Here is a 25,076-nt window from a genome sequence, read left to right as displayed (position 1 = left end):
AAGGGGAGGGCGCGCCGTGAGTCTCTGGAAAGGCATCATGCGCGGGGCGAAGGCGCTCACGGGGGGTGGCGAGGCGCTTCCATACATCGCCGGCGGGGTCGCGGTGGCCTGCCCCCACTGCCGCGGCGACCGATTCCTCAAGGCACAAGCCCTCCGGAACACCGTCGGCATGACGTTCCTCAACCTGGACTGGGCCGACAAGAGCGCCATCACCCTGACCTGCGACCGTTGCGGCCTGATCCAGTGGTTCGCCCGAGAACCGCGACGAACCGCGTCCGGCGCCAAGCCCGACCGCGAATGGTCGGACTAGCGACCGCGGCCGATATTGCCTAATTCCTATCGAGAACGTACGATATCCAGGGGAAGTCACGGCCGCGCGAGGCGACCCCCCCCGCCACGATGGATTGGAAACGACCCGGGACGACATGCACGCCGACATCGATAGTCCGCTGAATTTCGGCCTCTCCTTCTACGACATCCACACCAGGGACGGCCTGGTCCGGCTCGACGCCGAGTTCCTGTCCGACCTGCGCGACCGAGCGCCGGCGCTGTGCGAGGCGCTGGTGGCCGCGCGTCGGGATCCGTCGTGTCTGGCGCCCAAGGCGGCGTCGGAGCTGATGATCGAGCTGGGGCCCTACGTCGAGGATTTCGTCGGCCGGCTGTTCGGGGTCGAGGCGGAACTGACGGCGTTGCAGGCCCGGCATGACGCCCTGGCCCCCCTGCGCGCGGTGAAGCGGAAGTTCGTCCAGCGCCGGCTGGCGGGCAAGACGGTCGAGCAGGCGAAGGCGATCGACGCCGCGAAGGTCTCATCGGAGCTGGAAGCCTTCCTCCTGGGGCCGATCACCGACGAGACGTTCGCCAGGCACGTCGAACGCTGGCTGGAGGACGAGGCCGGCAACGCCGAGCAGCTCCAACTGGCGGCCGACTACGCCGTGTGGGCCGTCCTGACCCCGGAGGGACAGGCCAGGCACCCGTCGAACGTCGTGTTCGGCGTCCCGCACAAGCTCGACGTCCTCCACCTGGTGCCGCACGCCGAGCGCTCGGAGGGGGGCTTCACGCAGTTCGTCGCCCAGCCCGGCCACCTGCGGCATCGCGACGGCTTCAGCCTGACCGACCCGGGGACGGACCTCGCCGGGGCGCTCGACCAGTCCGGCTACTGCATCAAGTGCCACAACCAGGGGAAGGACTCCTGCTCCACCGGCCTCCGCGAGAAGACCGGCGCGTTCAAGAAGAGCGTCTTCGGCGTCACCCTCGCCGGCTGCCCGCTGTCCGAGAAGATCTCGGAGATGCACGCGCTGAAGGGCCAGGGGAACCCCATCGCCGCGCTGGCCGCCGTGACCGTCGACAACCCCATGTGCGCCGGCACCGGACACCGCATCTGCAACGACTGCATGAAGTCGTGCATCTATCAGAAGCAGGAGCCCGTCGACACGCCCCAGGTGGAGACGCGGACGCTCAAGGACGTGCTGGAACTCCCGTGGGGGTTCGAGATCTATGGATTGCTCACGCGCTGGAACCCGCTGAACTTCGAGCGGCCGTATCCGCGCGAGGCGAGCGGGCGGAAGGTGCTGGTGGTGGGGCTGGGCCCGGCGGGCTACACGCTGGCGCACCACCTGATGAACGACGGCCACGCGGTCGTCGCGGTCGACGGCCTGAAGATCGAGCCGCTGCCGGAGGAGCTGTCGGGGGTCGACGCCTTCGGGGCGCGGGCGCCGTTCCGGCCGATCCGCGACGTGACGACGATCTACGAGCCGCTGGACCGCCGGGCGATGGCGGGCTTCGGCGGCGTGGCGGAGTACGGCATCACGGTCCGCTGGAACAAGAACTTCCTGAAGGTGATCCGCCTGCTGCTGGAGCGTCGCGCCGAGTTCGCGATGTTCGGCGGCGTGCGGTTCGGCGGGACGCTGACGGTCGACGACGCCTTCGCGATGGGCTTCGACCACATCGCGCTCTGCATGGGCGCCGGCCGGCCGACGGTCATCCCGATGAAGAACGGCCTGGCGCGGGGCGTGCGGCAGGCGTCCGACTTCCTGATGGCCCTGCAGCTCACCGGCGCGGCCAAGGCCGCCTCGCTGGCGAACCTCCAGATCCGCATGCCGATCGTCGTCATCGGCGGCGGCCTGACGGCCATCGACACCGCGACGGAATCGCTGGCGTACTACGTCGTCCAGGTGGAGAAGTTCCTCGACCGCCACGAGGAGCTGGTCCGCGCCAACGGCGAGGACCACGTCCGGTCGAAGTGGGTCGGCGACGAGGCGGAGGTCGCGGCGGAGTTCCTGGCCCACGGCCGCGCGATCCGCGCCGAGCGCAAGGCCGCCGCGGCCGAGGGGCGCTCGCCGAACTTCCTCGACCTGCTGGATTCGTGGGGGGGCGTGACCCTCGCCTACCGCCGCCGGATGGTCGACTCGCCCAGCTACACCCTCAACCACGAGGAGATCACCAAGGCGCTGGAGGAAGGCATCCGGTTCGCGGAACTCCTCGTCCCGGAGGAGGTCGAGCTGGACGCCGGCGGCGCGGCGAAGGCCCTGCGATTCAAGCGGCAGGCGTTCGACGAGGGGACGGGGATGCTCGCCTCCGCCGGCGAGGTGACGCTGCCGGCGCGGACGATCCTGGTGGCCGCCGGGACGCAGCCGAACACCGTCCTGGCGCGCGAGGACGAGTCGAACGTGGTGGTCGACGGCCGCTACTTCCGCGCGGTCGACGAGGAGGGGAACCCGGTCGCGCCGGAGAAGGTGGCGAAGCCGTCGGAGGTCCGCGTGCTGATGTCCACGCGGCCGGACGGCCGGTCGATGAGCTTCTTCGGCGACCTGCACCCCTCGTTCGCCGGCAACGTCGTGAAGGCGATGGCGAGCGCCAAGCAGGGCTACCCGGTGGTCTCGCGGATGCTCGGGCGGGCGGAGCCGACCGGCCCCTCGCCGTCGGAGCTGGTCGACCGGCTCAACGACGAGCTGCGGTCGGTGGTCCACGAGGTTGTCCGGCTGACGCCGAACATCGTGGAGGTGGTCGTCCGCGCGCCGATCGCGGCGAGGGCGTTCCACCCCGGCCAGTTCTACCGGCTCCAGAACTTCGAGGCGCTCGCGGCGCGTTCCGGCGCCACAACGCTGGCGATGGAGGGCCTGGCGCTGACCGGCGCGTCGGTCGACCGCGAGGCCGGGCTGCTGTCGATGATCGTGCTGGAGATGGGGGGGTCGTCGGACCTCTGCGCCCTGCTGAGCCCCGGCGAGCCCGTCTGCCTGATGGGCCCGACCGGGACGGCCACGGAGACCCCCGGCGGCGAGACGGTGCTGCTGGCCGGCGGCGGGCTGGGCAACGCGGTGCTGTTCTCGATCGGCCAGGCGCTGCGGGCGGTGGGCTCGCGGGTGCTGTACTTCGCCGGCTACAAGAAGATGATCGACCGCTACAAGGTCGAGGAGATCGAGGCGGCTGCCGACGTGATCGTCTGGTGCTGCGACGAGGCGCCGGGCTTCACGCCGGGCCGGGCCCAGGACCGCGCGTTCGTCGGCAACATCGTCGCGGCGATGGTCGCCTACGCGAGCGGCGAGCTGGGCGAGCCCGAGATCTCGATGGAGCAGGTCGACCGCCTCGTGGTCATCGGGTCGGACGGCATGATGAACGGCGTGCAGAAGGCGCGACACACCGTGCTGGCGCCGTTCCTCCGGCCCCGGCACCGGGCCATCGGCAGCATCAACTCGCCGATGCAGTGCATGATGAAGGAGATCTGCGCCCAGTGCCTCCAGACGCACCGTGACCCGGAGACGGGCAAGGAGACCGTGGTCTTCTCGTGCTCCAACCAGGACCAGCCGCTCGACCACGTCGCCTTCGACGCCCTGCGGGGCCGGCTGTCGCAGAACTCGGTGCAGGAGAAGCTGACGAAGCTGTGGATCGACGAGTGCCTGCACGGGCTCGGCCGCCGCATCCGCAAGCCGCCCATCCCGGTCGAGGCCGCCGCGACCGGGGCGAATTGACCCGATCGATCGACCCCGGCGTCCCGGGGCGCGGCTCGTCGGCCGCGCCCCCGGCGCTCGGGGGTTTAGCGACCCGCCGTCAAGCCGTGCCGTCGATCTTCTTCCGCACGCGGTCGAGGTAGCGGTCGATCATGTGGGCGTCGATCCGGCCGTGGACGGCGTCCCAGATCTCGTCGAGGATGCCGGCCTGGAGCATCGCGTCGGCCGCCGCGCCGGCGGTCTGCTTGAGGGAGTCCAGGGCCGAGGCGGCGGCGGGGTCGTCGCGGAGCGAGAACTCGGCCGGGCAGTGGACGTAGGCGTTGGTCGCCAGGCTCACCGAGGGGAGCAGCGGCACCGGGTCCTCGAAGTTGACGTAGCGCGCGATCCGATCGCCGAACTGCTTCTCGAAGGCCGACGCCGCGGCGTCGTTGCCGATCATCGGGGCGCCGAAGGTGACGACCTGGTCGACCGCCAGGAAGTTGCGTTCGAACCGCCACGCCGCCAGCAGCGCGAGCGCCCCGCCCAGGCTGTGGCCCGTGACCCAGAGGGGGCGCTCGCCCTGGCGCATGGCCTCCTCGACGGCGACGAGCATCGGCGTCCAGATCACGTCGAGCGCCGCCATGAAGCCGCGATGGAACCGGGCGCCGACCCCCGCCGCGGCGAAGTCGGTGCCGATCCGCCCCTCCGGGAGGACGAGGTAGTTGCTGGCGTTGGTGAGCAGCCAGTCCTTGAAGCCGTCCAGGCTGGAGGGGGTCTGCGAGCCGCGGAAGGCGACGAGGATCACCTCCGGGGAGTGGGCGACGTAGACCTGGGTGTTCTCGGCCGAGATGAGCCGGGCGTCCAGGCCCAGCCGGTCGCGGAACCCCGCCGGCCCATCGGGCTCGGGGAGGTAGGCGAGGGAGCACGCCTCGCCGAGCAGCAGGACGTTGCGAGGGTCGTCGCGTCGGGACACGTCGAGCTTCGTGGTCATGGCTTCGCTCCTCGGGCGCGGACTGGCCGCGCCAGGCTACTTCATGGCCCGACGGCCGGGCTTCGCGGCGCGCCAGTCGGCGACGGTCTCGTCGGCCACGGCGGTCCCGGAGAGGTCGAGCCGCGTGAGCGACTCCTTCCCCGCCAGCGAGTCCCGGAAGCCCGCGTCGGTGATCCTCGTGTTCCCCAACCGCAGGGACGTCAGCGCCGGCAGGTCGCGCAAGACCTTCAGCCCCTCGTCCGTGACCTTCGTGCCGCCGAGGTCCAGCTCGCGGAGGCGGTCGAAGCCCTTGAGGCGGGCCACCACGGCGTCGTCGACGTCCGGGTTCGCCATCTGGAGCACGACGGCGTCGGACTTGGAGCCGAGGAAGCCGTAGTCCTGGCGGTCCCAGCCGGTCAGGGTCAGGTGGCGCTCGCCGTCGACGACGCGCTCGCGAGGGCCGAGGTCGATCGGCACCAGCCGCGTGTACAGCGGGGGCGTCGCCGTCAGCGCGACGCCGATCGCCAGCACGGCCGCGGGGAGCCAGGCGGAGCGGCCCTTCTTCAGCACGTAGACCGGGGCCAGCGGCGGGAAGGCGAGGATCCCCGCGCCCCACCACGCCGATTCCCCGAACGCCCTCGCCGCGATCCAGGACCAGCCGATCGCCATCAGGGCGAAGCCGGCCAGCATCATCTGTAAGCCGTACAGCTCGACCATGCGCCTCGCGATCCCGGGAGGAAGCGGGCGCGTCGACGCGCCCGGGCTCATCTTACTCGGCGGAGACGGCCGTCAGGTAGGCGATGATGTCGCGAATCCTCCCCTCCCCCAGCGCGGGGAGGAGGCCGACGGGCATGATGGACGTGCTCGCGGGGCGGAGTTGCTCGACCTCGTCGCGGGGGAAGGCGACGGACTTGGCCTCGGTGTCGATGACGCGGATCGCGTCGGGCCCCTCGGCTCGGACGACCCCGGCGGCCACGCGGCCGTCATGGAGCGAGACCGTGTAGGTGACGTAATCCGGCGTGATGTGCTCGCTGGGCGCGGCGATGCTCCGATACAGGTGCTCGGCCCCCTTGCGGCCGATCGTCGTCAGGTCGGGGCCGACGCGGTCCCCCCTGCCCTTCACGACGTGGCACTGCGAGCAGAGGGCTTCCTTGCTGAAGAACGCCTCCTCGCCGCGCTTCGGATCGCCGCCGGTCAGGTCGGGAATCTCCATCGGGGCCGGTCGCGCGGAGGCGAGGCCCGCGGAGACCCAGGGCGGCAGGTACGCCTCGGCCGCCAGCTCCCGCCCGTCCGCCGTCAGCTTGACGGAAGGCGCCGGCGAGTCGGGGCCGGTGCGGAGCGTGAGGGAGAAGAAGGCGGGCCGGGGGCCGTCGTCGATCGTGAATCTCGCGACCCAGCGGCCGTCGCCCGACTTCGCGACGCCCCCCTCGGGCTCGCCGTCGCCGAGCAGGCATTCGACGATCTCGGCCGTCGACTCGACGGTCGCGACGACCTTCCCCGCGGGGAGGTCGATCTGGGCATCGAGCCGCAGCAGGCCGGGCTTCGCGAGGTCCGGCAGGCGCCGGGCGTGCTCGGCCGAGATCGCGGCGAGCTCGCGGAAGCCGGCGGGGTCGGGCGTGGGCAGCCACGAGGACCACGAAGGGTCGGCGTACGGGTCGTCGCCGTCGATCCTCGCGACTTCCACGCCGCGGAGGTTGTAGCCGAGGGGGCCGCCGGGCGCGATGGGGCCGAGGTCCAGGACGTACCGCGCCGGTCGCGGCTGGGGGTCGACGGCGAGGCGGAGCGTCCGGCCGTCGTCCTCCGCGACGGCGCCGGCGACGTGGAGCGTCCCCAGCGGCTCGGCCGTCGCCTCCTCGGCCCCTTCCTCGAAATAGGGGATGGAGCGGCCGACGAGCCCGGCGACGGCCGCGGCTTCGGCCGGCTTCGGCAGCGCGACGACGACGTCGAGCGGGCCCGGGGCCCACGCGGTCGCCTCGCCCGAGGGGGGCGGCGCGGCGGCGGTCGCGAACAGGCACGCGACGGAGCAAGAGGCCCAGGCGAGGCGTCGGGCGCTGGTCATGGTTCGGATGGGCTCGCGAGGTTCGTGGAAGTCGGGGACCGTTACCGCAACCATCGTAGTCGGACGATCAAGCCCGGTCGATCGCCAGGGGGGGAGCGAAGCGATGAGCCGTATCGATGTCGAGGTGTACAACGAGGCCGGGGGCTTCACGATCGCCTCCGCGGGGCTGTGCGGGCGCGACCTCGCCGGCGTCATCCCCGGGGACGAGCGGTGGATGGCCGCCGTCGCCGACGGCGTGTTCATGCCGATCGAGCTGGCCCAGGACGACCCGATCGTCATCCGCGTCGTGGTCGACGACCCGTTGACCGACCCGGAACGCGACGAGTGGGTGGCGCGCGTCCGGCATCGCCTCTCCGTCCCTGACGGGCGTCTCCTGATCATGGGGGGTGCCTGCGAGTACTTCGACGGCGAGGACATGGAAGAGTATAGCCGGACGCTGGACATCCCGGCCGGCGACTACCAGGCCGAGGTCTACACCTACCTCCACGGCGCCAACGGCGACTACGCGCTGGACCAGGCCGGCCCGCCCGAGGCCGTCGGCGCCTACTTCCGACGGACCCGACCCGGCGAGCCGTTCCCCGGCTGGCTCCGCGCCGAGTGCCGCGACCGCCCCGGCGTCGACCCCGGCCACGAGGACGAATGGCGCGATGCCGGGGATGACGCGGAGGGGGACCGGCCCCGATTCCTCCACTTCCTGCTGCGCCTCTCGCCGGACCGGGGCGAGCCGGGCCCGCCCCCCGATACCCGCGGCTGGTACAGCGCCGGCGCCGAGGCCCGGCGGCCCGCACGATGCCCGCTGGGCATCCCCGCTTCCCTCTGAGCCGACGAGGCCCGGGGCGACGGCCGGCATGCCGTCCGACACTTGGCGACGTAGGCGGCGACAAACCTCCCTTTTCCCCTCGTGGGAGAGGGCGGCCGAAGGCCTGACGATGGGTCTCTCCCCCGCCGGCCTTCAGTCGCGCGCGCCCTCATCCGCCCCTCCGGGGCACCTTCTCCCACGAGGGGAGAAGGGGGGATGCACTCCTCCCGCGCGGTGTTTTCGACGGAGCACCACGCGGGAAGAAGGAGGCGAACCAAGTCACTCAATGGCTCGTCCGTGCCAGCGCCCGCGCGGCGGATTGGCCCCCTTCCCGGCTCAGCGCCGCATGCGGCGAAGCTCGCGGGGGACCGGGTTGCCCTCGGTGATTTGATACAGGCGGTCGGCGTCGAGGTTTTCGAAGACGTCGACGCGACCGGAGGGCCAGGCGACTTCCAGGCGGTCGATGGTCGCGGCGGGGCCCAGGCCGAAGTGGACGAAGGGGGAGCCGGCGGACTGGTAGCTCCCGCCGCCGAAGCGGACGGCCGTCTGGCGGCGGCCGCCGGCGGTGACCGTCAGCCGCGCGCCCACGCCGTCACGGTTGGACTCCTTGCCGACGAGGCGGAACTCGACGTTCCGGCCCGGCGACGAAATTTGATGGAAGCAGGCCAGCGGCGCGGCGTCGGCGGTGACGAGGATCTCGGGGCGGCCGTCGCCGTCCAGGTCGCCGGCGGCCAGGCCGCGGCCGACGAGCGGGACCGACCACGGGGCGCCGGCCTCGGCGGAGACGTCGCGGAGCCGGCCGCGATCGTCGCCCAGGAAGAGTTGCGTGGGCATGGCGTATCGGATGGCCGGGGAGTAGTCGTTGACGTGGCCGTTGGCCTGCGCCAGGTCGAGCCGGCCGTCGCCGTCGGCGTCGAGCGCGGCCAGGCCGAAGCCCAGGACGTATCGCGTGGCCGCGGCCAGCCCGGAGGGGACGGAGCGGTCGCTGAACAGCCCGCCGCCGTGGTTGTGGTAGAGGGTGGTGGACTCGCCGTGGAAGTTGGTGACGGCCAGGTCGACGCGGCCGTCCCCGTCCAGGTCCCCGCACGCGATCCCCATGCCGGCCAGATAGCCCCCGCGCCCGGAGGCGGCCAGCCCCGCCTCCATCCCCTGCTCCGCGAACCTCATCCCGCCGAGGTTGCGGAAGAACAGGTTCGAGGTCGTGTCGTTCGCGACGAACAGGTCGACCAGGCCGTCGTCGTCCAGGTCGGCGGCGACCACCCCCAGGCCGCGGCCGTCGGGGTCGACGATCCCCGCCTCCTCGGTGACGTCGACGAATCGGCCGCCGTCGTTGCGGTACAGGCGGTCGCCGATCGCGGGGAAGTCGCGCGGGTCGCAGTACGAGAGGCCGCGGCCGTCGGGCGCGGGGCAGCGCGCGGGGTTGGACTCGTCCCAGCGGAGGTAGTGGCAGACGTAGAGGTCGAGGTCGCCGTCGCCGTCGAGGTCCGCGAACGCGGCCGAGGTCGGCCAGTCGCGATCGCCCCCCAGGCCGACGGTCTCGGTGGCGTCCTCGAACGTGCCGTCGCCCCGGTTGCGATAGAGGGCGTAGCGGCGCCATCGGGTGATGAACAGGTCGGCATGCCCGTCGCCGTCAAAGTCCCCCACGGCGACGCCGTGGCCGTAGCCGCCGGGAAGCTTCGTGAGCCCGGCCCGCTCGGAGACGTCCTCGAACGTGCCGTCGCCCCGGTTGCGGAACAGCCGGTCGGCGCAGGGGCTCGAAGGGGGCGGCGGGAACGGCCCCCCCTGCACCGCGTAGACGTCGAGCCAGCCGTCGCCGTCGTAGTCCAGCAGGCCGACGCCGCCGCTCATGGTCTCGGGGAGCTGGCGGAGGTCGCTCTTGCCGTTGTCGAACGTGAACGTCAGCCCCCGCGCCGGGGCGTCGTCGACGTACCCCGGGACGGGCGACGCGGTCGCGACCGACTCGTCGGCCGTCGACGATTCCAGCGTAGGGCCTAGCCAATCGGCGACGGTGGCGGCGGCGGGCGGGCCGTCGGCCTCGGGGCGCGCGGCGAGCTTCCGCGCCTCGTCCTCGGCGAGGGTCCGCGCGGCGGCGTCGGTCGCCCCGCGGGCGGCGAGGAGCCACCAGAGCCTGGCCTCGTCGCGGCGGCCGGCGGCCTGGCAGTCGCGCGCGATCTCGGCGGCGCGGGGGGACGGGTCGGGGCCGGCGAAGGCGGCGCGGAGGCGTTCGCGGGCGGCCTCGACGTCCGCCTTGCGGCGCCGGAGTTCCGAGGCTCGGCCGGCGTCCCCGGCCTCGGACTCGATCCCGGCCAGGCGGTCGAGCGCGGCGATCGCGGCGGGGTCTGCCTCCAGCCAGGCCCCCAGCGCGGCGCGTTCGGCCTCGCGGTCGCCAGATCGCGCCGCGAGCCAGTGGCGCAGGGCGTGGCGCTCGGAGGGCGAGAGAGCGGCCGCGGGGACCAGCCTCGCCGCCCTCGCCGCGGCGTCGGGGCGATCGGCGGCGCGGGCCCAGAGGAGTCGCTGGCGCGCGACGAGCGGGTCGTCGGGCGCGGCCGCCTCGCACTCGATCAGCAGGCGATCGGCCTCGTCGAGCGCGCCGGCGCGGAGGGCCATGGCGGCGCGGGCCAGCTTCAGGCGGTCGTCGTCGGGGGACCGGCGGGCCAGGTCGTCCAGGACCTGTCGCACGCCGTCGACGGGGAAGCCGACCCCGTCCATGGCCCAGAGAGACCGCAATGGCTCGACGGGATCGTTCCTGCCCTCGGCCTCGCGGAGGAGCAGGGCGCGGCGGTCGGGGACGCGCCCGGAAAGGTCGTACAGCCGGCCCAGCGCCTCGCGAGCCTGGTCGGCGATCGGCCCCCCGCCGGCGAGGGCACGGGTCAGCGACTCCTCGGCGGGGCGGAAGCGGCCGATCTCCAGCTCCAGGCGGCCGAGCGAGAGCGCGGCCTGCCGCGCGATCGGGTCGTCGGCCGGGACCCGACGGAGCGCGGCGAAGGCGGCCTCGCGATCCCCGACGGCGGACGCCGCCGCCCCCAGCCAGTAGGCGACGTCCCCCCGGTCGGGCCTTCGATCGGCGATCGGCGTCAGCCGGGAGACGGCCTCGGCCGCGCGGCCGGCGTCGAGGTCGGCGCGGGCCAGCCGGAGCGCGTCGTCCGCGATCCCGTCGTCCCGGATCCGGAGCATGAGCCAGCCGAGGACCGCGACCAGCGCGGCGATCAGCACGAACAGGGGGAGGCGACGCATCGGCGATCCTGGGTGAAAGCGCGAGGACCCGGCCGGGCGCGGGGCCGGGCCGGGTCCTCGATCTTACACGATCTGGCCGTCCTGGGGTGGACCCCCGAGGCGGGTCAGAACTGGTCGGCGGAGACGACCTCGCCCTGGTTGCGCGACCCGATGGACCACAGGACCATCTGGTTGGTCGACGCCTTCAGGAAGCGGACGGAGCCGTCGCCGAACAGGGCGTTGGCGCCGCCGGAGTGGAAGCTGCTCATGCCGACGTTCGCCGCGCCGGCGCCGTCCATGTCGCCGCCCCAGACGACCATGGCGCAGTAGGGGTAGTTGGAGTTCGGCGGCGCCACGACGTTGCCGACCGCCGAGCCGAACATGCCCTGGGCCCACTTCTGGCCGACCCAGCTCCGGTTCACGTCGCCGTTGCCGATGCTGGACGCCGCGGCCGCGGTGCAGGTGCTGGAGAGCCACTGGTTCAGGAACGCGCCGCCCTGCGGCATGTTCAGGTTCGGCGAGCCGGACGGGGAGTTGGGCGGGTACTCGGTGACCTTGATGATGTCCTGGGGCACGGACAGGCGGTTGGGGTCGTTGTCGCCCGTCCGCCACTCGCTCATGAAGACCGTGTTCGAGGTGCCGTCGGTGATGCTGGCCTCGGAGAAGGCGTCGCCGAGCACCTCGAACGGGCCGTTGGGGCGCGGGCCGAAGCCGGCCCCCTGGCTCAGGCTGGAGCCGACGGAGACGAAGTAGTTGTTGCCGGGGAACGGCCGGCCGTAGTAGTCGGCGCCCCCCGGGAACTTGGGGGCCGAGGGGCAGAGGAAGGCCGACACGACGCTGCTCACGCTGGTCGTGTTGAACTGATACCCCTGGTACTGGTCGCCGCCGGCGTTGGAGGTGTTGAAGTTGATCGAGCTGTAGAGCGGCTGCTGCTCCATGTAGGGGAGCATCATGGACTGGGCGCTCCAGCAGCCCCAGGGGGTGTTGACCGGCTCGCCGATGTTGCCGGCCCTGGTCCCGCCCGGCGGGAAGCTGCCGATGGTCGAGTGGTAGTTGTGCAGCGCGAGGCCCATCTGCTTGAGGTTATTGACGCATTGCGAGCGGCGGGCGGCCTCGCGGGCGGCCTGGACGGCCGGGAGGAGCAGGGCGATGAGGACGGCGATGATCGCGATGACCACCAGCAGTTCGATCAGCGTGAATCCGCGAGTGCCGGAGCGAGCAAGCCTGATCGTCGGACGCTTCATGCGATGTCTCGATTCGTGAAGGTGCCGGGTCCATCCGTCGGGGGGGCCGTCGGGGCTGGTCGAGGCGGGGCGTGGTCGCCGATCGTCGCGCCGTGGGCCGGCCGACGCGCGCGGACTTCCCCGGCCAATCCTTCGGGATGGAGGGATTCGGAAGAGGGAGGGAGGCCGGCCGCGATGGTCGCGGGCCGGGGGGTCGCGAGGTCGTCGCCTCGCGCGACCGGGCCACTCGTGGCGCCGGGGGACGGCGCCGGCCCGGCCTGGTCGTCACTTGTAGATCAGCTGGCTGGGGCTCGTCGGCGTGTTCTTGGGGGGGGCGGTCTCGCCGGACTGCTTCGGCGCGTCCGCGGGGGCCTCGACCTTGGCCAGGGGAATGACTTCCCCGGTGTCGCAGCCGCCCGCCGTCGCCGCCGCGGCGAGCGAGATGAAGAGGAGATTCCGCATCGTCATGAGTCTTGTGCTCCCGACGCCGGCTCGTCGGTCGATATCGTGGACGCCCACGGCGGCGGCGACGGGCCGCGGCCGGTTCAGCTTCGCGCGAGGACGTGGGCCGGCCGTCCCCGAATTACTTAGTGGCGCCTGATCGTCGCCAATTACAGCGCAAACGCCCCTCCAGAGTCAAGGGCCCGCCCGGGACTCTCGCCTGATAACGGAGACTCGCGTCGGGCGTCAGCCACGGTCATGTCGGCGAAATCGATCGCGCCGGCGCCGCCCCGAGCCCGGAGGTCTGGGCGATTCGGAGGGGCGACTCGCCGGCGATCTGGATGGAAGCGCGAGGACCCGGCCGGGCGCGGGGCCCGGCCGGGTCCTGTGTCTTGCGCGATCGGGAGGCCTCGCCGGGCGGCGGGGCTCGTCAGAACGAATCGGAGTTGACGACCTCGCCGCCGGCCTTGGTGCCGAGGGCCATCCAGGTCCGCATGTTGATCGAGTCCTTGACGAACTTGACCGAGCCGTCGCCCATGAGGACGTTCACGCCGCCGGAGTGGTTGCTCTGGGCGTTGGAGTAGGCCGAGTCGTCCGGGCCGCAGCCGCCGCAGTCGGGGCGGCAGGAGTTCCAGGCATGCTGCTTGGAGTTGGGCGGGACGATGGTGTTGAACAGCGTCATCGTCATGGCGCCCCAGCCCCAGCGGTTGCCGTTGGCGTTGCTGATGGTGTTGGTGCCGGCCCCGGCCCTGTAGGCCGTGGTGCAGGCCTGGAGCGAGGCCTGGATCAGGACGTCGTTGAGCTGGGAGGCGTCCTGCACCAGGTTGGTCGCGCCGCTGACGCCGGTCACCGAGTTGTTGGGGCGCATGACGTTGGGGGTGGCCGGGTCGCCGACGAGCGACTCGGAGAAGGCGATGGTGTTGGAGCTGCCGTCGGTCACGTCGCTGAGGTTGTTGGAGGCCCAGTAGACGAACATCCCGCTGGAATACGGGTTGCAGCCCGGGCTGCCCCCTTCGAGGCGTAGAGTGTCGGGGCGGCACTGCGAGTAGCCGGGATACTGCTCCCAGCGGGCGGAGGAGGTGCCGATGCTGCCTCGATAGCTGTTGGTGTTGGCCGGGCCCGTGCCCACGGGGACGGTCCCCTTGCCGGCGTTGCCGTCGGAGGGGCAGAGGAAGCCGGCGATCTTCGCGGTCCAGGCCGTCTGATTGATCTGCGCGCCGTCATCGTAGCCGCCGCAGAACGCGAAGTTGATGGAGTTGTACATCGACCCCTGCTCCATGTAGGGGAGCAGCATGGCATGGGCGCTCCACTCGGTCCAGCCCGCGTAGGGGCCGCCGTTGTTGCCGCTGGGCTGATAGTTCAGCGAGTGGGCCGACTGCAACTGCCCCGGCGGGAAGGCCCCCACGGCCGAGTGATAGTTGTGCATCGACAGGCCGATCTGCTTCAGATTATTGACGCACTGGGACCGCCGGGCGGCCTCGCGCGCCGCCTGGACGGCCGGCAGGAGCAGCGCGATGAGCACCGCGATGATCGCGATCACCACCAGCAGCTCGATCAGCGTGAACCCGCGCCGATTCTGACCCCGCATTGGCGTGACTCCTAGATCGATGACCGATGAGGAAGGGAGAAGAGGCCGGGCGGCGCGGGCTCCGCCGTCGCCGGGGCGGCGGGACGTCCGCGACGCGAGGCGAGGCAAGGCGAACGAACGGGCTCAGGGGGCCGGCTTCTCGGCGGGCTCCCCGGCGGGCTTCTCGGCGGGCTCCCCGACGGGCTCGGCCGTCTGCGCGGGCTTGGCGGCGGCCCGTCCGGCGGACTTGCCGGTGGGGGAGCCCTTCTTGCCGTAGGCCTTGGCCCGCGCGTCCGCCTCGCTGGCCTGACGCTGCTGGATCTCGGCCTCGCTCAGCTCCGGAGGGGTCCCGGTGCTGTTGTCGCAGCCGACGAACGTCGGCGCGCATAGCCCGAGTAGGGCGGGAGCCAAAAGGCCACGGGCGACCCGAGAGACGGATGAGAATTGCATGAACACACCCCGGATGACATGAGCACGACCACGCACGCGGTCGTACAAGACGTCGATGAGAGGGACCGGAACGTGAAAAATCCAGGCGCGTAATCCGCGCGCACTCGCGGAACGGCGTGGATTACGGAAACGTAAAAAAGCCCCACCCTTCCTGTCAAGATCCCAGGACACCCGTTTCGGCCATCTCCGAAATATTACGTACATCGGGGCAACCGGCTCAGGGCGAAACGAACGGTTTCGCCATTCATTTCGAATCCGACCGAAATCGCCCGCCGCCCTCCCACGCCGGGGCCCGAGGTCACCGTATCCGTCAAGTCCGGCCCCCCGATCGACCGACATAATCGATCGTGCCGACGTCGCCGCGAGCCCGGTGGGCGAGGCGGGGCGCCCGCCCGTCGGGGGCCCCCCCCGCGGAGTCGACGCGAACCAGGATGGAGGTCCCGGAGTGGCCAAGGACGGTTTCGACGCCCCCAGGGCGGCATATCTGGCGACGGCGGCCCTGCTGGGGCTGGCCTTCCTGTTCCCGGTCGCGCTCATGGTCTTCGACCCCACCCTGATGTTCGAGCGGGGGTGGGAGCAGTACGTCGGCACGGGCATCTATTTCTGGGCCGTGACGACCCTGGCGATCGAGCTGCGCCGGCTCTGGCGCGAGGAGCGTGCCTTCGAGGAGGCTCCCGCGCTGCGGAAATATCTCGAGGCGCGGCTCGATGGCGAGGAGGCGGGCGCTTCCGCCGGCCGGTTCGCGGCCGACGGTCGGACGCTGCCGTCCCGGGTGCGGCAGCTCGCCGGGTTCGCCCGCGAGGCGCGATCGGCCCCGGCGGAGCAGCTCATGGAGGTCAACCGCGAGGCCTCGGGGCTGGACCAGGAGCAGTGCGCGGGCCGGTTCACGCTCACGCGCTACATCCTCTACCTGCTGCCGGTCATCGGCTTCATCGGGACCGTCGAGGGCATCTCCAAGGCGCTGATGAAGATCAGCCAGGTCCTGCCGATGGTCAAGGACCTGGACGCCTTCCTGGGCAACCTGACGGGCGTGACCTCGGCGTTGCAGATCGCCTTCGACAGCACCCTGCTGGCGTTGTTCCTGGGCGCGTGGCTGATGCTGGCGCAGACGCTGGTGTTCCGGCTGGCGGAGCGACAGCTCGCGCGGGTGGACCGCTGGGTGGTCGAGCACGTCCTGCCGGGGATCGGCTCCCGCGACCCGATGTCGGCCCGGATCGACGACCTGATCGCCCCGCACGTCGAGCGGCTGCGGTCGGAGCTGGCGACTATCCTGGAGCCGGCGGCGCTCGCGCTTCGGGGCGAGGCCGAGAAGATCGGCGTCAGCCTGCGGGGCCCGGTGGAGCAGCTCGCCACGGCCGTCGACCGGCTGCCGGGCTCGCTCTCCTCCTTCCGCGACGGGGCCGACGCGATCGCCCGGGTGGGCCAGGACTTCGAGGCCCTGGGCGCGTTCGGCGAGTCGTCGCGGCGAGCGGCGGCGTCGCTGGCCCGGATCGAGGAGGCGATGGACCGTGGCGACGAGCCCGACCCGCAGCTCCACGAGATCAAGCGGGCGCTCGACCGCAACACGGCGGCCGTGGAGGGGATGGCTTCGGCCTGGGCCTCGGCCTACGAGAAGTCCAGCCGGACGACCCAGGAGCAACTCGCCAAGACGATGAGCAACCTGAAGGACGCCCTCGACCTGATCAACGTCAGCATCGAGCAGGCGAACTCGCTGTACCGCAACATCGTCAAGCGGATGTTCGACGAACGGTCGCGCGGCGGGGACACCCGCGCGGCGTGAGGCTAAACCTGGGAAACCATCTTAACGGCCTTCCCCCCTGGAGGGGGAAGGTGGCCCGAAGGGCCGGATGAGGGGGGGACGAGCGAGACGAGCATCGGCCTTCGTGGGGGCCTCCCGATGCCGGCGGCCTGGGCCTTGTCCCGAACTCCGATGCTCCCCGGGCAGCTCCCCCTCATCTGACTCCTTCGGAGTCTGTCTTCCCCCTCCAGGGGGGAAGGGCGTTTTCAAGGAGCCGGCCATCCTTCCCGTGGTCTGTCTTCCCCCCCGGGGGGGAAGGCCGTCCGCTTCCAGGAGGTTCGACGAGCCATGCGACGGAATCGGCGAGGGGCGGGGGGCGGCCTGGAGTTCGGCGGCTCGGGCGAGGATTCGTTCGTGGCGGTCGTGGTGACGAAGCTCACCGGGGCGCTGCTGTTCATCCTGCTGCTGACGATGGTCATCATGGCGTTGCTGCCGAAGGCCATGGACGTCGGCCCGGCGGGGCCCGAGGCGGGCGAGGAGGCCCGGCCGCTGCGGATCGCGACGCCCGCCGAGCTTCCCGAGGCGATCGCCGGCCGGCCTTACGCCGTCGCCCTCGCCGCCGAGGGGGGCCGCGGCCCCTTGAAGTGGTCGCTCGACGGCGACCTGCCCGACGGCCTGGCGTTCGACGGGGCGTCCGGCCTCCTGAAGGGGACCCCGACCGCGGGGACGCCGAAGCCCGTCGAGCTGGCCATGCGCGTCAGCGACGGCGGATCCATCGCCGCCGGGCCGCTGCGGCTGGTCGTCTATCAGAGCGACGTCCCCCTCTCCACCCCGTCTTGGTGGAAGCCCGGGATCCCGCCGGTCCCCTGGAGGGCCTGGCTGGAGAGCGGCGTCGGCTTCCTCCTGCTGGCGCTGGTCCACATGGTGGGCATGGCGACGATCGCCGGGTTCGAGCGCCAGGCCGCCGCGGCCCTGGCCGTCGAGGGAGGGGGAACGGCGAGCGCGGGGCGGGTCGACCCCGCCCTCTCGCCACGGCGGTTCGCCCTGTATCGCGCCTTCATCCGGCTCTGCACGCTGTCGGCGACGCTGGGCCTGGCGGCCTGGCTCTGGACGGCCCGCCCTTGACGGGGGGTCCCCGGCGGGTTTCCCTCGCCGCGATTCCAAGTTCTCCGGCCATGGCGGCCGCGGAAGCCGCTATCATCATTGAGAAGCGGACCCGCGCGCGGACGCTCGACGTCCGCCCCGGCGTTCCCGCGTGACCCCGGCCGGATTACTTGGAGGAGCATCGACATGACGCGAGGTCGTCTCGGCCTGATCGCGGGGGGGATCGCGGTCGCCTTCGCGCTCGCCGCCATCCCCGCGATGGCGCAAGATCAAAACAGGGGCGGGCGTCGCGGCGGCCCTCCCGGCGGCTTCGGCGGCCCCGGCGGCCCCGGAGGCTTCGGCCGCGGCGGGCCCGGCGGCGGCGGCCTGATCGACCTGGCCGGCCGCGAGCCGATCCAGGAAGAGCTGAAGATCACCGAGGAGCAGAAGGCCAAGATCGCGAAGCTCGCCGAAGAAGCCCGCGCCCGCCGCGAGAAGGTCCTGCAGCCGATGCGCGAGCAGTTGCGGAACCAGATGCGCCAGCAGGAAGGCCGCGGCGGCCAGCAGCAGCCTCGCGGCAACCAGAACCGTCGCGGCGGCAACCAGGGCTCGAACCTCCCGTCGGCCGGCCCGGCGGCGACCGGCGTGATCCTCCGCGCCTCGTACCAGCCCCAGGACGGCGGCTACGGCGGCTTCGGCGTCAACCCGTACGTCCAGGAGCAGCCCGTCGACCCCGCGATGCAGCAGCGCATGATGCAGGAGCAGCAGCGCATGATGCAGAACCAGCAGCGCATGATGCAGCGCATGCAGGGGATGCAAGCTTTCCAGCAGGTGCGCCAGGCGGAGCAGAAGCTCCGCAAGGACGAGGAGGCGGCCCTCGCGAAGATCCTCGACGCCAAGCAGATGAAGCGGCTCCGCGAGATCTCGGTCCAGCTCGAGGGCCCGTTCGCCATCCTGAGCAACGAGGAGCTGGCCCAGAAGCTGAGCGTCAACGAGGAGCAGTTCGGCAGGATTCGCGAGATCCAGCAGAAGTCCATGCAGTCGGGCCGGAACGCGTTCCAGCCGATGCGGGAGCTGATGGAGAAGTTCCGCGCCACCCAGCCTCAGGCCCAGAACCAGGAGGGCAACGCGCAGAACCGCGGCCGCGGCGGCTTCGGCAACTTCGACCGCGAGGCCTTCCAGAAGTTCATGGACCAGCCCGACAGCAGGGCGGCCCTCGAGAAGATGCGCGACGACCAGCTCGCGCGCCGCGACGCCGAGTTCTCCGCCGTGCTCAAGGTCCTGGACCGCGGCCAGGCCAGCAAGTACCGCAACATGCTGGGCGACAAGTACGACACCACCGCCCTGATGCGCGGGATGTTCGGCGGCCCTCGCGGCCCCGGCGGCCCCGGCGGCCCCCCCGCGGGCCAACCCCCGGCGGCCGGCGCGGCGGCGACGGCGGCGACCCCCGCCCCGGCCGAGACGGCCGCGGAGGCGGCCCCGAAGGCCGAGGCCGCGAAGGCCGAAACTCCGAAGGCGGCGGCCCCCGCCGGCCGCGGCGGCAGCCTTCGCGAGCGCCGGGGCGTCGGCCCCCGCTCCTGACGAGCGGTCGCGCCGCGAAACCATCAGCCCGCCGGCGTCGAGCGCGTCGGCGGGCTTCGCGTTTCGAACGATCCTCAGTCGAGGGTCACCCTGGCGCGGTAGCCTGCCGGCATCGGCAGGGCCTCCAGGGCCCGGCGGGCGCTCCAGCGATACCAGAGACGCGAGGCGCGGGCTCGGATCGTGACGGCCCGGCCGGAGACGCGCACGTCGACGTCCTCCACCCGCCCCCCCAGCGCCTCGGCAACCTGCTTCTCGACGCGCCGCTTGACGGCGGCCTCGACGGCCGGGTCGCCGCTGGACTCGATCGAGAGGGCGTCGCGATCCCCGGCGTTCGTCGGCGTCCCCAGCAGCCGGCCGAGCGGCGACATCACGCGCCCGGTCGGGGGCTCGGCCGGCGGCTCGCGGTCGGGCGCGGGGCGCGCCGGGCGGGCTCGCGCGGATCCGTCCGACGCCGGATCGTCGGCGATCGGTTCGAGCCGAAGGTGGATGTCGGGCTCGACCACCGGGGCGTCGAGCGCCGGCCGGGCGGGCTCGGCGGCCGGCTTCAGGGACGTGCGCCGCGACGGCGGGGCCGTCACGCCGGGGATCACCAGGAGCGGGCCGCTGGGCGCGAGACCGGTCGGGCGGGGGCGCTCGACGGCCGGGGGCTCGGGGGGCGTGCCGGAAGGGGCCTCGACCGAGACGTCCAGCGGAGCCTCGAGAGCCGGTGGTTCCTGCGCGTCGGCGAGCCCCGCCCCCAGGGCGATCGCCCCGAGGGCCGCGACGACGTTGGTTCGTCTCATGCCTGCCCCGCCTTCATGGAAAGGGCGTTCCCGTCCCGCGATACCGTCCATGGAAAAGGATCGGCCCCGCGCTCGGGGTAGCATGCGATATTCTGGTAAGCAGAGGGTCCCGGGCGTGATGGATAAACCGCCGGTACCCGTCATTCGACCGGAGTCAGGCCCGATGTCCCAGGCGAGCGAGATCATCAAGGCGTTGAACCTCCAGCCCCACCCGATCGAAGGGGGCTTCTTCCGCGAGACCTACCGCGGCGCCGCGACGGTCTCGGGCGGGCAATTGCCGCAGGGCTATCGCGGCAAGGGGCCGCGCGCGTTGGGGACGGCCATCTATTACTTGCTGACGGCCGAGACGTTCTCGGAAATGCACCGACTGCCGACGGAGGAGGTCTTCCACGTTTACCTGGGCGGCCCGGCGCGGATGCTCCAGATCGATCCCGACGGGACGCACCGGGAGATCGTCCTGGGGACGGACGTGCTGGCCGGTCAGTCCCCGCAGGTCGTCGTCCCCCCCGACGTCTGGCAGGGGACGACGCTGGAGCCCGGCGTCGAGTTCATCCTCCTGGGGGCGACCATGGCCCCCGGCTTCGACTACGACGACTACGAACAGGGCCGCCGCGCCGACCTCGTCGCCCGCTACCCGCGCGCCGCCGAGTTGATCGCCCGCCTGACGCGCGTGTGAGCCGGGGTCGGGTCGCGAGACATGTCCCGCCCGCGCGGGTGGCGCTGGATTGACCGGCGGGCGACAGCCGATACCGAGAAGTGGCGCGAGCGGTCGATCCGACCGCCGACGATCGGGGCACCGGCGGCGAGGTCGGCGTGAGGCGAACGAGAGTCCAGTCCAGTTCGACCCCGTGGTGGCCCCTGCTCGCCCTGATCCTGCTGGCGACGGCGGCGCGCGGCCGCGCGCAGGAGGTCGGCGAGACCTCGGTGTCGGGCGGCCCCCCCCTGGGCCGGCTGTCCGACGCCCCGACGCTCGGCCCGTCGCCGGGGGTGATGATGCCGGGGCTGCCGACCTCGCCCGGGTCGCTCCAGCCGAACCCGTTCGCGCTCGACCCGGGGATTATCACCGGGCCGCGGCGGGGCCCACGGAGGATCGCCCGCCCTAACCCGCGGGGGTTCTCGCGATCGGACGTGCAGCGGCCGTCTCGATTGCCGGAGGCCCTCCCCGGCGTCGAGCAGCCCGAGATGGACGAGGGGCCGCCGGCGGGGGACATCGCCGACCTGGTCGACGACGAAGGCCCCCCCGACGGCCTCACCCTCGACGCCGCCATCGAGCGCCTCCGCGCCTCGAACCTCGACGTTTTGGCGATCCGCTACGAGCTGCCCCAGGCCCAGGCCGACATCCTCACCGCCGGGCTCCGCAACAACCCGCTGATCTACGGCGACACGCAGTTCCTCCCCTACGGACGCTTCAGCGAGGAGCGGCCCGGCGGCCCGCTCCAGTACGACCTGAACGTCACGTTCCCCATCGACGTCTCGGGCAAGCGCGCGGCGCGGGTCGCCGTCGCCTCGGCCGCCAGGCAGGTCCTGGAGGCGCAGTTCCAGGACGTCGCGCGGCGGCAGATCGGCAACCTGTACCGCGCGTTCGTGGACCTCCAGGCGGCGCGGATCAGCCTGCTGGCGAGCGAGACGATGGTCGCCCGGCACGAGGAGGTCCTGGAGCGGCTCCGCGGCGGCGAAGGGCCCGGCAAGCCTTCTCGCCTGGAGATGGACCGGCTGGTCCTGGCGCTCGCCCGGCGTCGCGCCGGGATGCACGACGTCCGCGACGCCCTCACCGACGCGCAGGAGGCGCTGGGGCTCCTCCTGGCGCTGCCGGACGCGGAGGTGGCGCGACTACTTCCCCGGGGTCGGCTACGGATGACCCACCCGGAGCCCCCGTCGCAGGACGAGGCGATCGCCGTCGCCATGCGGTCCCGGCCCGACCTGATCGCCACCCGGCTCGGCGTCCGACGCGCCGACTCGGAGGTCCGCCTGGCCCGGGCCAATCGGTACGACGACGTCTACGTGTTCTACGCCCCGTACATCTACCAGGACAATAGCCCGTTCGGCAACCTCAGCGCCCGGTCGTGGGCGGTCGGCATGACGTTCACCGTGCCGATCTTCAACCGCAACCAGGGGAACATCGCCAAGGCCCGCGCCAACGTGGCCCAGAGCCATGCCGAGGTGGCCGCCCTGGAGCGCCGGATCGCCGCCGAGGTCCGGCAGGCCTATCGCGAGTTCGCCGCCGCGCGGCAGGCGTTGACGCTCGTCGAGACCACCGTCGTCGCCCCGGCCCGCGACGCCACGGCGCGGGCCACGCGGGGCCTGCTGGACGGCGAGGTGGAGGTCGACCAGTATCTCGACCACGTCGAGGACGACGCGGACGCCGCCCGGATGTACCGGGACGCCATCCTCCGCTTCCGACGGGCCATGCTCGACCTGAACACCGCCGTCGGAGCGCGGATCATGCCTTGAAGACCAACCGTCGTCGGATCACCTGTTCGCCGGGGTCGCCGTGAAGGCCAGCTCCAACTGGCGACCGCCGCGGGCCGGCGCGTGTTCCACCGACACTTCGCCCCGGCGGAACCAGCGGGCCGGCGCGGTCAGGAACCGGCCCAGGGCCGACAGCTCGTCCGGGGCGAGGAACAGGAGATACAGCGCCGTCATCTGCTCGCCGAACAGCGGGACGTTCACCAGCGGGACGATCCCGGCGTGCAGCATCACCCCCAGCAGCGCTACCCATCGCCGGGTGGGTCGGAACCAGAGGAGGAAGGCCAGGGCGAACTCGAGGACGAGCGCCCCGTGCGCCATCAGGTTCAGGAGGATCGGGTAGCCCCCCAGCCACTCCAGGTTGAACTGGCCGATCTCGTGGTTGAAGAGGACGTAGTGGATGGCGGTGCCGTCGGCCCAGGTGCGGCCGTTGCACTTGAGGAACGCGGTGACGAAGTAGACCAGGCAGAGCTGGAGCTGCATCAGCCGCTGGGCCCACGGATGGATCAGCGGCTCGGCGAGCGTCCCGCGGCGGCGGGCCTCGCGGCGGGCGTCGAGCGAGAGCGCCGCGCCGCAGGGGGCGAGCATCATGTAGAACGAGGTGATCATCATCACCTGGTCCGGCCCACAATTCGTCAGCAGGTTGCGGTTGTAGAAGGTCATCACGCCGAGGTAGAGCAGCACGCCCATGACGCGGGTATGCCAGCCGAGCGTGAACGCGACCGCCACCGCCGCCACGACCGCCACCGCGACCCGGACCGATATCGGGTCCTGATAGTGGTTCAGGATGCTGAACCGGTGGGGCCCGGCGGTGGCCGCGGCCTCGTCGCCCACCATCAGGCCGCGGTCGGTATACCAGAAATCCAGGTCGACCGAGATCAGGGCCAGGTGCGCCAGGACCATCAGGCCGAAGAGGACGCGGAACGCGCCGAGCGGCCGGGCCGAGATCGGGGCGAACCAGAAGCGGTTCCAGGCGTGGATGGGATTCATCGGCGGTGGACCTCGTCCCACGAGTCGAACTGGAATGCGGCCAGGTCCTCGATCGTCCGGGGCTCCATCGGGTCGGCGGCCGACGAGCCCGGCGGCGGCGGCTTGACGACCTGGTAGTACAGCCGGACGTAGACCGGGAACGCCTCCGGCGGCAGGCCGAGCGTCCGGACGACGTGCCTCGCCGCGATCACGCGCTGGGGCTCGTACTCGGCGATCGCCAGGTTCGCCGCCATCTTGGGGTGGCGGAACCTCGGGACCTTCTCCCACCAGGGGAGGTCGGCCACGCTGGCGAATTCGTGGATCCGCCCCATGCCCCTGGAGTCGACGACCTCGGCCTCCAGCGTGTACGTCGTCTGGACCGGGTCGGGGGCGAACATCCCCCAGCTCTGCCAGAGGGCCAGCGGGATCATGTAGGGGCGGAACGCGGGGAAGAGCGCCGCCTTGACGGGCGAATCGGGGACGACCCACGCGAGCGTGGCCGTGACGTGGAACAGCACGAACGCCGAGATCCCCAGCTTCCAGGCAGTCCATCGCCAGAACAAGGCGCGCTCCTTTCGATCCGTCGTCCGAGGCCCGCGAAGGGGGCCGAGAGCGCGGAGAAATTAGCGCAAGGCACCGGATCCGTCAAGCGGAGACGATCCGAGGGGCGCGCGCGACGGCCCCCGGAGGGAATCTCCGGGGGCCGCGGGAATCAAGCGTCGGGCGGGCCGATCGGATCAGTAGGAGTCGGAGCTGACGACCTCACCGCCATTGCGGGTGCCAAGGGCCCACCAGGTCGGGCGGCTGACGGAGTCCTTGATGAACTTCACCGAGCCGTCCGAGAAGCAGATGTTGACGCCGCCGGCGTGGTTGCTGTTCGGCGGGGCCGAGCCGTGGCGATCCTGCCCGTAGGTGTTGCCGCCGGCGTTCGACGAGGAGCAGGCGGTGGTGTTGGGCGTCCCCATGTGGTTGTAGACGCTGTAGTTGATGTAGCCGGGATAGGCCTGGAACCAGTCGCCCCGGGCACCGTCGCCGAGCGAAGTCGGCGCGATGGCCTGGCAGGCGGCGAGGTTGGCGTTGACGGCGATGTCCGTGGCGGCGAAGTCCGACATGGCCGGCGCCATGTAGTGGGACCGCTTCGAGCGCGGCCGGGAGCCCGCGGGCACGCCGGCGGCCGGGTTGGCGCCGGTCAAGACCTCGCTGAACAGCGCGGTGTTGCTGGTGCCGTCGGTGATCGAGGCGATCTTCACGGTCGCCGAATTCGACACCATGCCGTCAAGGGGGCTGGGGGTCGGGATGAACGTCCCCGAGTAGGCCTTGAGCTGGTAAGGGCCGCCGTAGTTGCCGACGTAGTTGCTGAGAGACACGGTGCGTTCCGGCCCGTCGGAGGGGCACAGCCACGTCCCGACCTGAGTGTTGAACACGGTGGTGTTCTTGTTGTACAGGCCGAACCCGTCGGTGCTGTTGCTGGCCACCGGGCCCACGTTGTAGGCGTTCCAGAGGGCGCCCTGCTCGATGAACGGCAGCATGCTCAGCATGCCGCTCGGGGCCCAGCCCCAGTTGTCGACCGGCGAGGGGACCATGCAGCTCGGGATGAACGAGCCGTGCGTGCTCTCATAGTTGTGGAAAGCCAGCCCGATCTGCTTCAGGTTGTTGACGCACTGCGAGCGCCGGGCGGCCTCGCGCGCCGCCTGAACGGCCGGCAGCAAGAGGGCGATCAGGACCGCGATGATCGCGATGACGACGAGCAATTCGATCAGCGTGAAGCCGCGAGACGAGCGTCGATTCATAAAGCCGCTCCCTCCATCATGT

Annotated in this window: 20 protein-coding genes; 8 read left to right on the top strand and 12 right to left on the bottom strand. The window is 71.8% G+C overall.

The window, feature by feature from the left end; translation table 11 throughout:
• Nucleotides 1-16 precede the first annotated feature (16 nt).
• Both WG209_RS01225 and WG209_RS01220 read left to right on the top strand, forming a co-directional pair.
• Nucleotides 17-310 carry a hypothetical protein gene (locus WG209_RS01225; protein ID WP_337173167.1) on the top strand — a complete coding sequence of 98 codons (294 nt, stop codon included), beginning with the start codon at nt 17-19 and terminating at the stop codon, nt 308-310.
• Between the two features lie 115 nt (nt 311-425).
• Entirely contained in the window at nt 426-3,965 is a 3,540-nt protein-coding gene (locus tag WG209_RS01220; RefSeq protein ID WP_337173166.1) for an FAD-dependent oxidoreductase, read from the top strand.
• Between the two features lie 79 nt (nt 3,966-4,044).
• Here WG209_RS01220 and WG209_RS01215 read toward each other — a convergent pair whose 3' ends face one another.
• The 3 genes from WG209_RS01215 to WG209_RS01205 are packed head-to-tail and all read right to left on the bottom strand — an operon-like array spanning nt 4,045 to nt 6,952.
• Nucleotides 4,045-4,914, bottom strand: coding sequence for a lipase family protein (locus WG209_RS01215; RefSeq protein ID WP_337173165.1), 870 nt, complete (start codon nt 4,912-4,914; stop codon nt 4,045-4,047).
• 36 nt (nt 4,915-4,950) lie between these two features.
• On the bottom strand, nt 4,951-5,610 hold the full coding sequence (locus WG209_RS01210) for a leucine-rich repeat domain-containing protein (protein ID WP_337173164.1): 660 nt from the start codon (nt 5,608-5,610) through the stop codon (nt 4,951-4,953).
• A gap of 52 nt (nt 5,611-5,662) precedes the next feature.
• Entirely contained in the window at nt 5,663-6,952 is a 1,290-nt protein-coding gene (locus WG209_RS01205) for a hypothetical protein (RefSeq protein ID WP_337173163.1), read from the bottom strand.
• Between the two features lie 103 nt (nt 6,953-7,055).
• Here WG209_RS01205 and WG209_RS01200 point away from each other — a divergent pair, with 103 nt between their 5' ends.
• Nucleotides 7,056-7,772 (top strand): hypothetical protein, encoded by a 717-nt coding sequence (locus WG209_RS01200; protein WP_337173162.1) that lies wholly within the window; start codon nt 7,056-7,058, stop codon nt 7,770-7,772.
• 315 nt (nt 7,773-8,087) lie between these two features.
• On the opposite strand, the gene WG209_RS01195 is transcribed toward WG209_RS01200, so the two are convergent.
• The 5 genes from WG209_RS01195 to WG209_RS01175 all read right to left on the bottom strand — a co-directional run bounded on the left by WG209_RS01195 (nt 8,088) and on the right by WG209_RS01175 (nt 14,645).
• Nucleotides 8,088-10,985 carry an FG-GAP-like repeat-containing protein gene (locus WG209_RS01195; RefSeq protein WP_337173161.1) on the bottom strand — a complete coding sequence of 966 codons (2,898 nt, stop codon included), beginning with the start codon at nt 10,983-10,985 and terminating at the stop codon, nt 8,088-8,090.
• Nucleotides 10,986-11,089: 104 nt separating this feature from the next.
• Nucleotides 11,090-12,208: a DUF1559 domain-containing protein gene (locus tag WG209_RS01190; protein WP_337173160.1), complete on the bottom strand. Its 1,119-nt coding sequence runs from the start codon at nt 12,206-12,208 to the stop codon at nt 11,090-11,092.
• Between the two features lie 264 nt (nt 12,209-12,472).
• Complete coding sequence (locus WG209_RS01185) at nt 12,473-12,655, bottom strand: hypothetical protein (protein WP_337173159.1); 183 nt, start codon at nt 12,653-12,655, stop codon at nt 12,473-12,475.
• Between the two features lie 403 nt (nt 12,656-13,058).
• Nucleotides 13,059-14,216 (bottom strand): DUF1559 domain-containing protein, encoded by a 1,158-nt coding sequence (locus WG209_RS01180; RefSeq protein WP_337173158.1) that lies wholly within the window; start codon nt 14,214-14,216, stop codon nt 13,059-13,061.
• A 123-nt stretch (nt 14,217-14,339) separates the two neighbouring features.
• Nucleotides 14,340-14,645, bottom strand: a complete 306-nt coding sequence (locus WG209_RS01175; RefSeq protein WP_337173157.1) for a hypothetical protein — start codon at nt 14,643-14,645, stop codon at nt 14,340-14,342.
• A gap of 445 nt (nt 14,646-15,090) precedes the next feature.
• On the opposite strand from WG209_RS01175, the gene WG209_RS01170 reads away from it, so the two are divergent.
• The 3 genes from WG209_RS01170 to WG209_RS01160 all read left to right on the top strand — a co-directional run bounded on the left by WG209_RS01170 (nt 15,091) and on the right by WG209_RS01160 (nt 19,047).
• On the top strand, nt 15,091-16,425 hold the full coding sequence (locus tag WG209_RS01170) for a MotA/TolQ/ExbB proton channel family protein (RefSeq protein WP_337173156.1): 1,335 nt from the start codon (nt 15,091-15,093) through the stop codon (nt 16,423-16,425).
• Between the two features lie 306 nt (nt 16,426-16,731).
• Nucleotides 16,732-17,508, top strand: coding sequence for an Ig domain-containing protein (locus tag WG209_RS01165; RefSeq protein WP_337173155.1), 777 nt, complete (start codon nt 16,732-16,734; stop codon nt 17,506-17,508).
• Nucleotides 17,509-17,673: 165 nt separating this feature from the next.
• The gene (locus WG209_RS01160) at nt 17,674-19,047 is read left to right on the top strand and encodes a hypothetical protein (RefSeq protein WP_337173154.1); all 1,374 of its coding nucleotides are present in this window, start codon (nt 17,674-17,676) and stop codon (nt 19,045-19,047) included.
• A gap of 74 nt (nt 19,048-19,121) precedes the next feature.
• Here WG209_RS01160 and WG209_RS01155 read toward each other — a convergent pair whose 3' ends face one another.
• Complete coding sequence (locus WG209_RS01155) at nt 19,122-19,829, bottom strand: hypothetical protein (RefSeq protein WP_337173153.1); 708 nt, start codon at nt 19,827-19,829, stop codon at nt 19,122-19,124.
• Between the two features lie 163 nt (nt 19,830-19,992).
• On the opposite strand from WG209_RS01155, the gene WG209_RS01150 reads away from it, so the two are divergent.
• Together WG209_RS01150 and WG209_RS01145 are read left to right on the top strand one after the other, a co-directional pair.
• Nucleotides 19,993-20,505 (top strand): cupin domain-containing protein, encoded by a 513-nt coding sequence (locus WG209_RS01150; protein WP_337173152.1) that lies wholly within the window; start codon nt 19,993-19,995, stop codon nt 20,503-20,505.
• Between the two features lie 137 nt (nt 20,506-20,642).
• Nucleotides 20,643-22,280 (top strand): TolC family protein, encoded by a 1,638-nt coding sequence (locus WG209_RS01145; protein WP_337173151.1) that lies wholly within the window; start codon nt 20,643-20,645, stop codon nt 22,278-22,280.
• Nucleotides 22,281-22,298: 18 nt separating this feature from the next.
• On the opposite strand, the gene WG209_RS01140 is transcribed toward WG209_RS01145, so the two are convergent.
• The 3 genes from WG209_RS01140 to WG209_RS01130 all read right to left on the bottom strand — a co-directional run bounded on the left by WG209_RS01140 (nt 22,299) and on the right by WG209_RS01130 (nt 25,054).
• On the bottom strand, nt 22,299-23,285 hold the full coding sequence (locus WG209_RS01140) for an HTTM domain-containing protein (protein ID WP_337173150.1): 987 nt from the start codon (nt 23,283-23,285) through the stop codon (nt 22,299-22,301).
• Entirely contained in the window at nt 23,282-23,827 is a 546-nt protein-coding gene (locus WG209_RS01135) for a hypothetical protein (protein WP_337173149.1), read from the bottom strand. The genes WG209_RS01140 and WG209_RS01135 overlap by 4 nt, the downstream gene beginning before the upstream one ends.
• A 174-nt stretch (nt 23,828-24,001) precedes the next feature.
• Nucleotides 24,002-25,054: a DUF1559 domain-containing protein gene (locus WG209_RS01130; RefSeq protein WP_337173148.1), complete on the bottom strand. Its 1,053-nt coding sequence runs from the start codon at nt 25,052-25,054 to the stop codon at nt 24,002-24,004.
• Between the last annotated feature and the right edge of the window lie 22 nt (nt 25,055-25,076).

Origin of the sequence: Paludisphaera sp. (genome assembly GCF_037189885.1) — a bacterium.
Taxonomy (GTDB): domain Bacteria; phylum Planctomycetota; class Planctomycetia; order Isosphaerales; family Isosphaeraceae; genus Paludisphaera.
The sequence above is the reverse complement of the archived record's forward strand: the minus strand, read 5'-3'. Positions and strand labels throughout refer to the sequence as shown.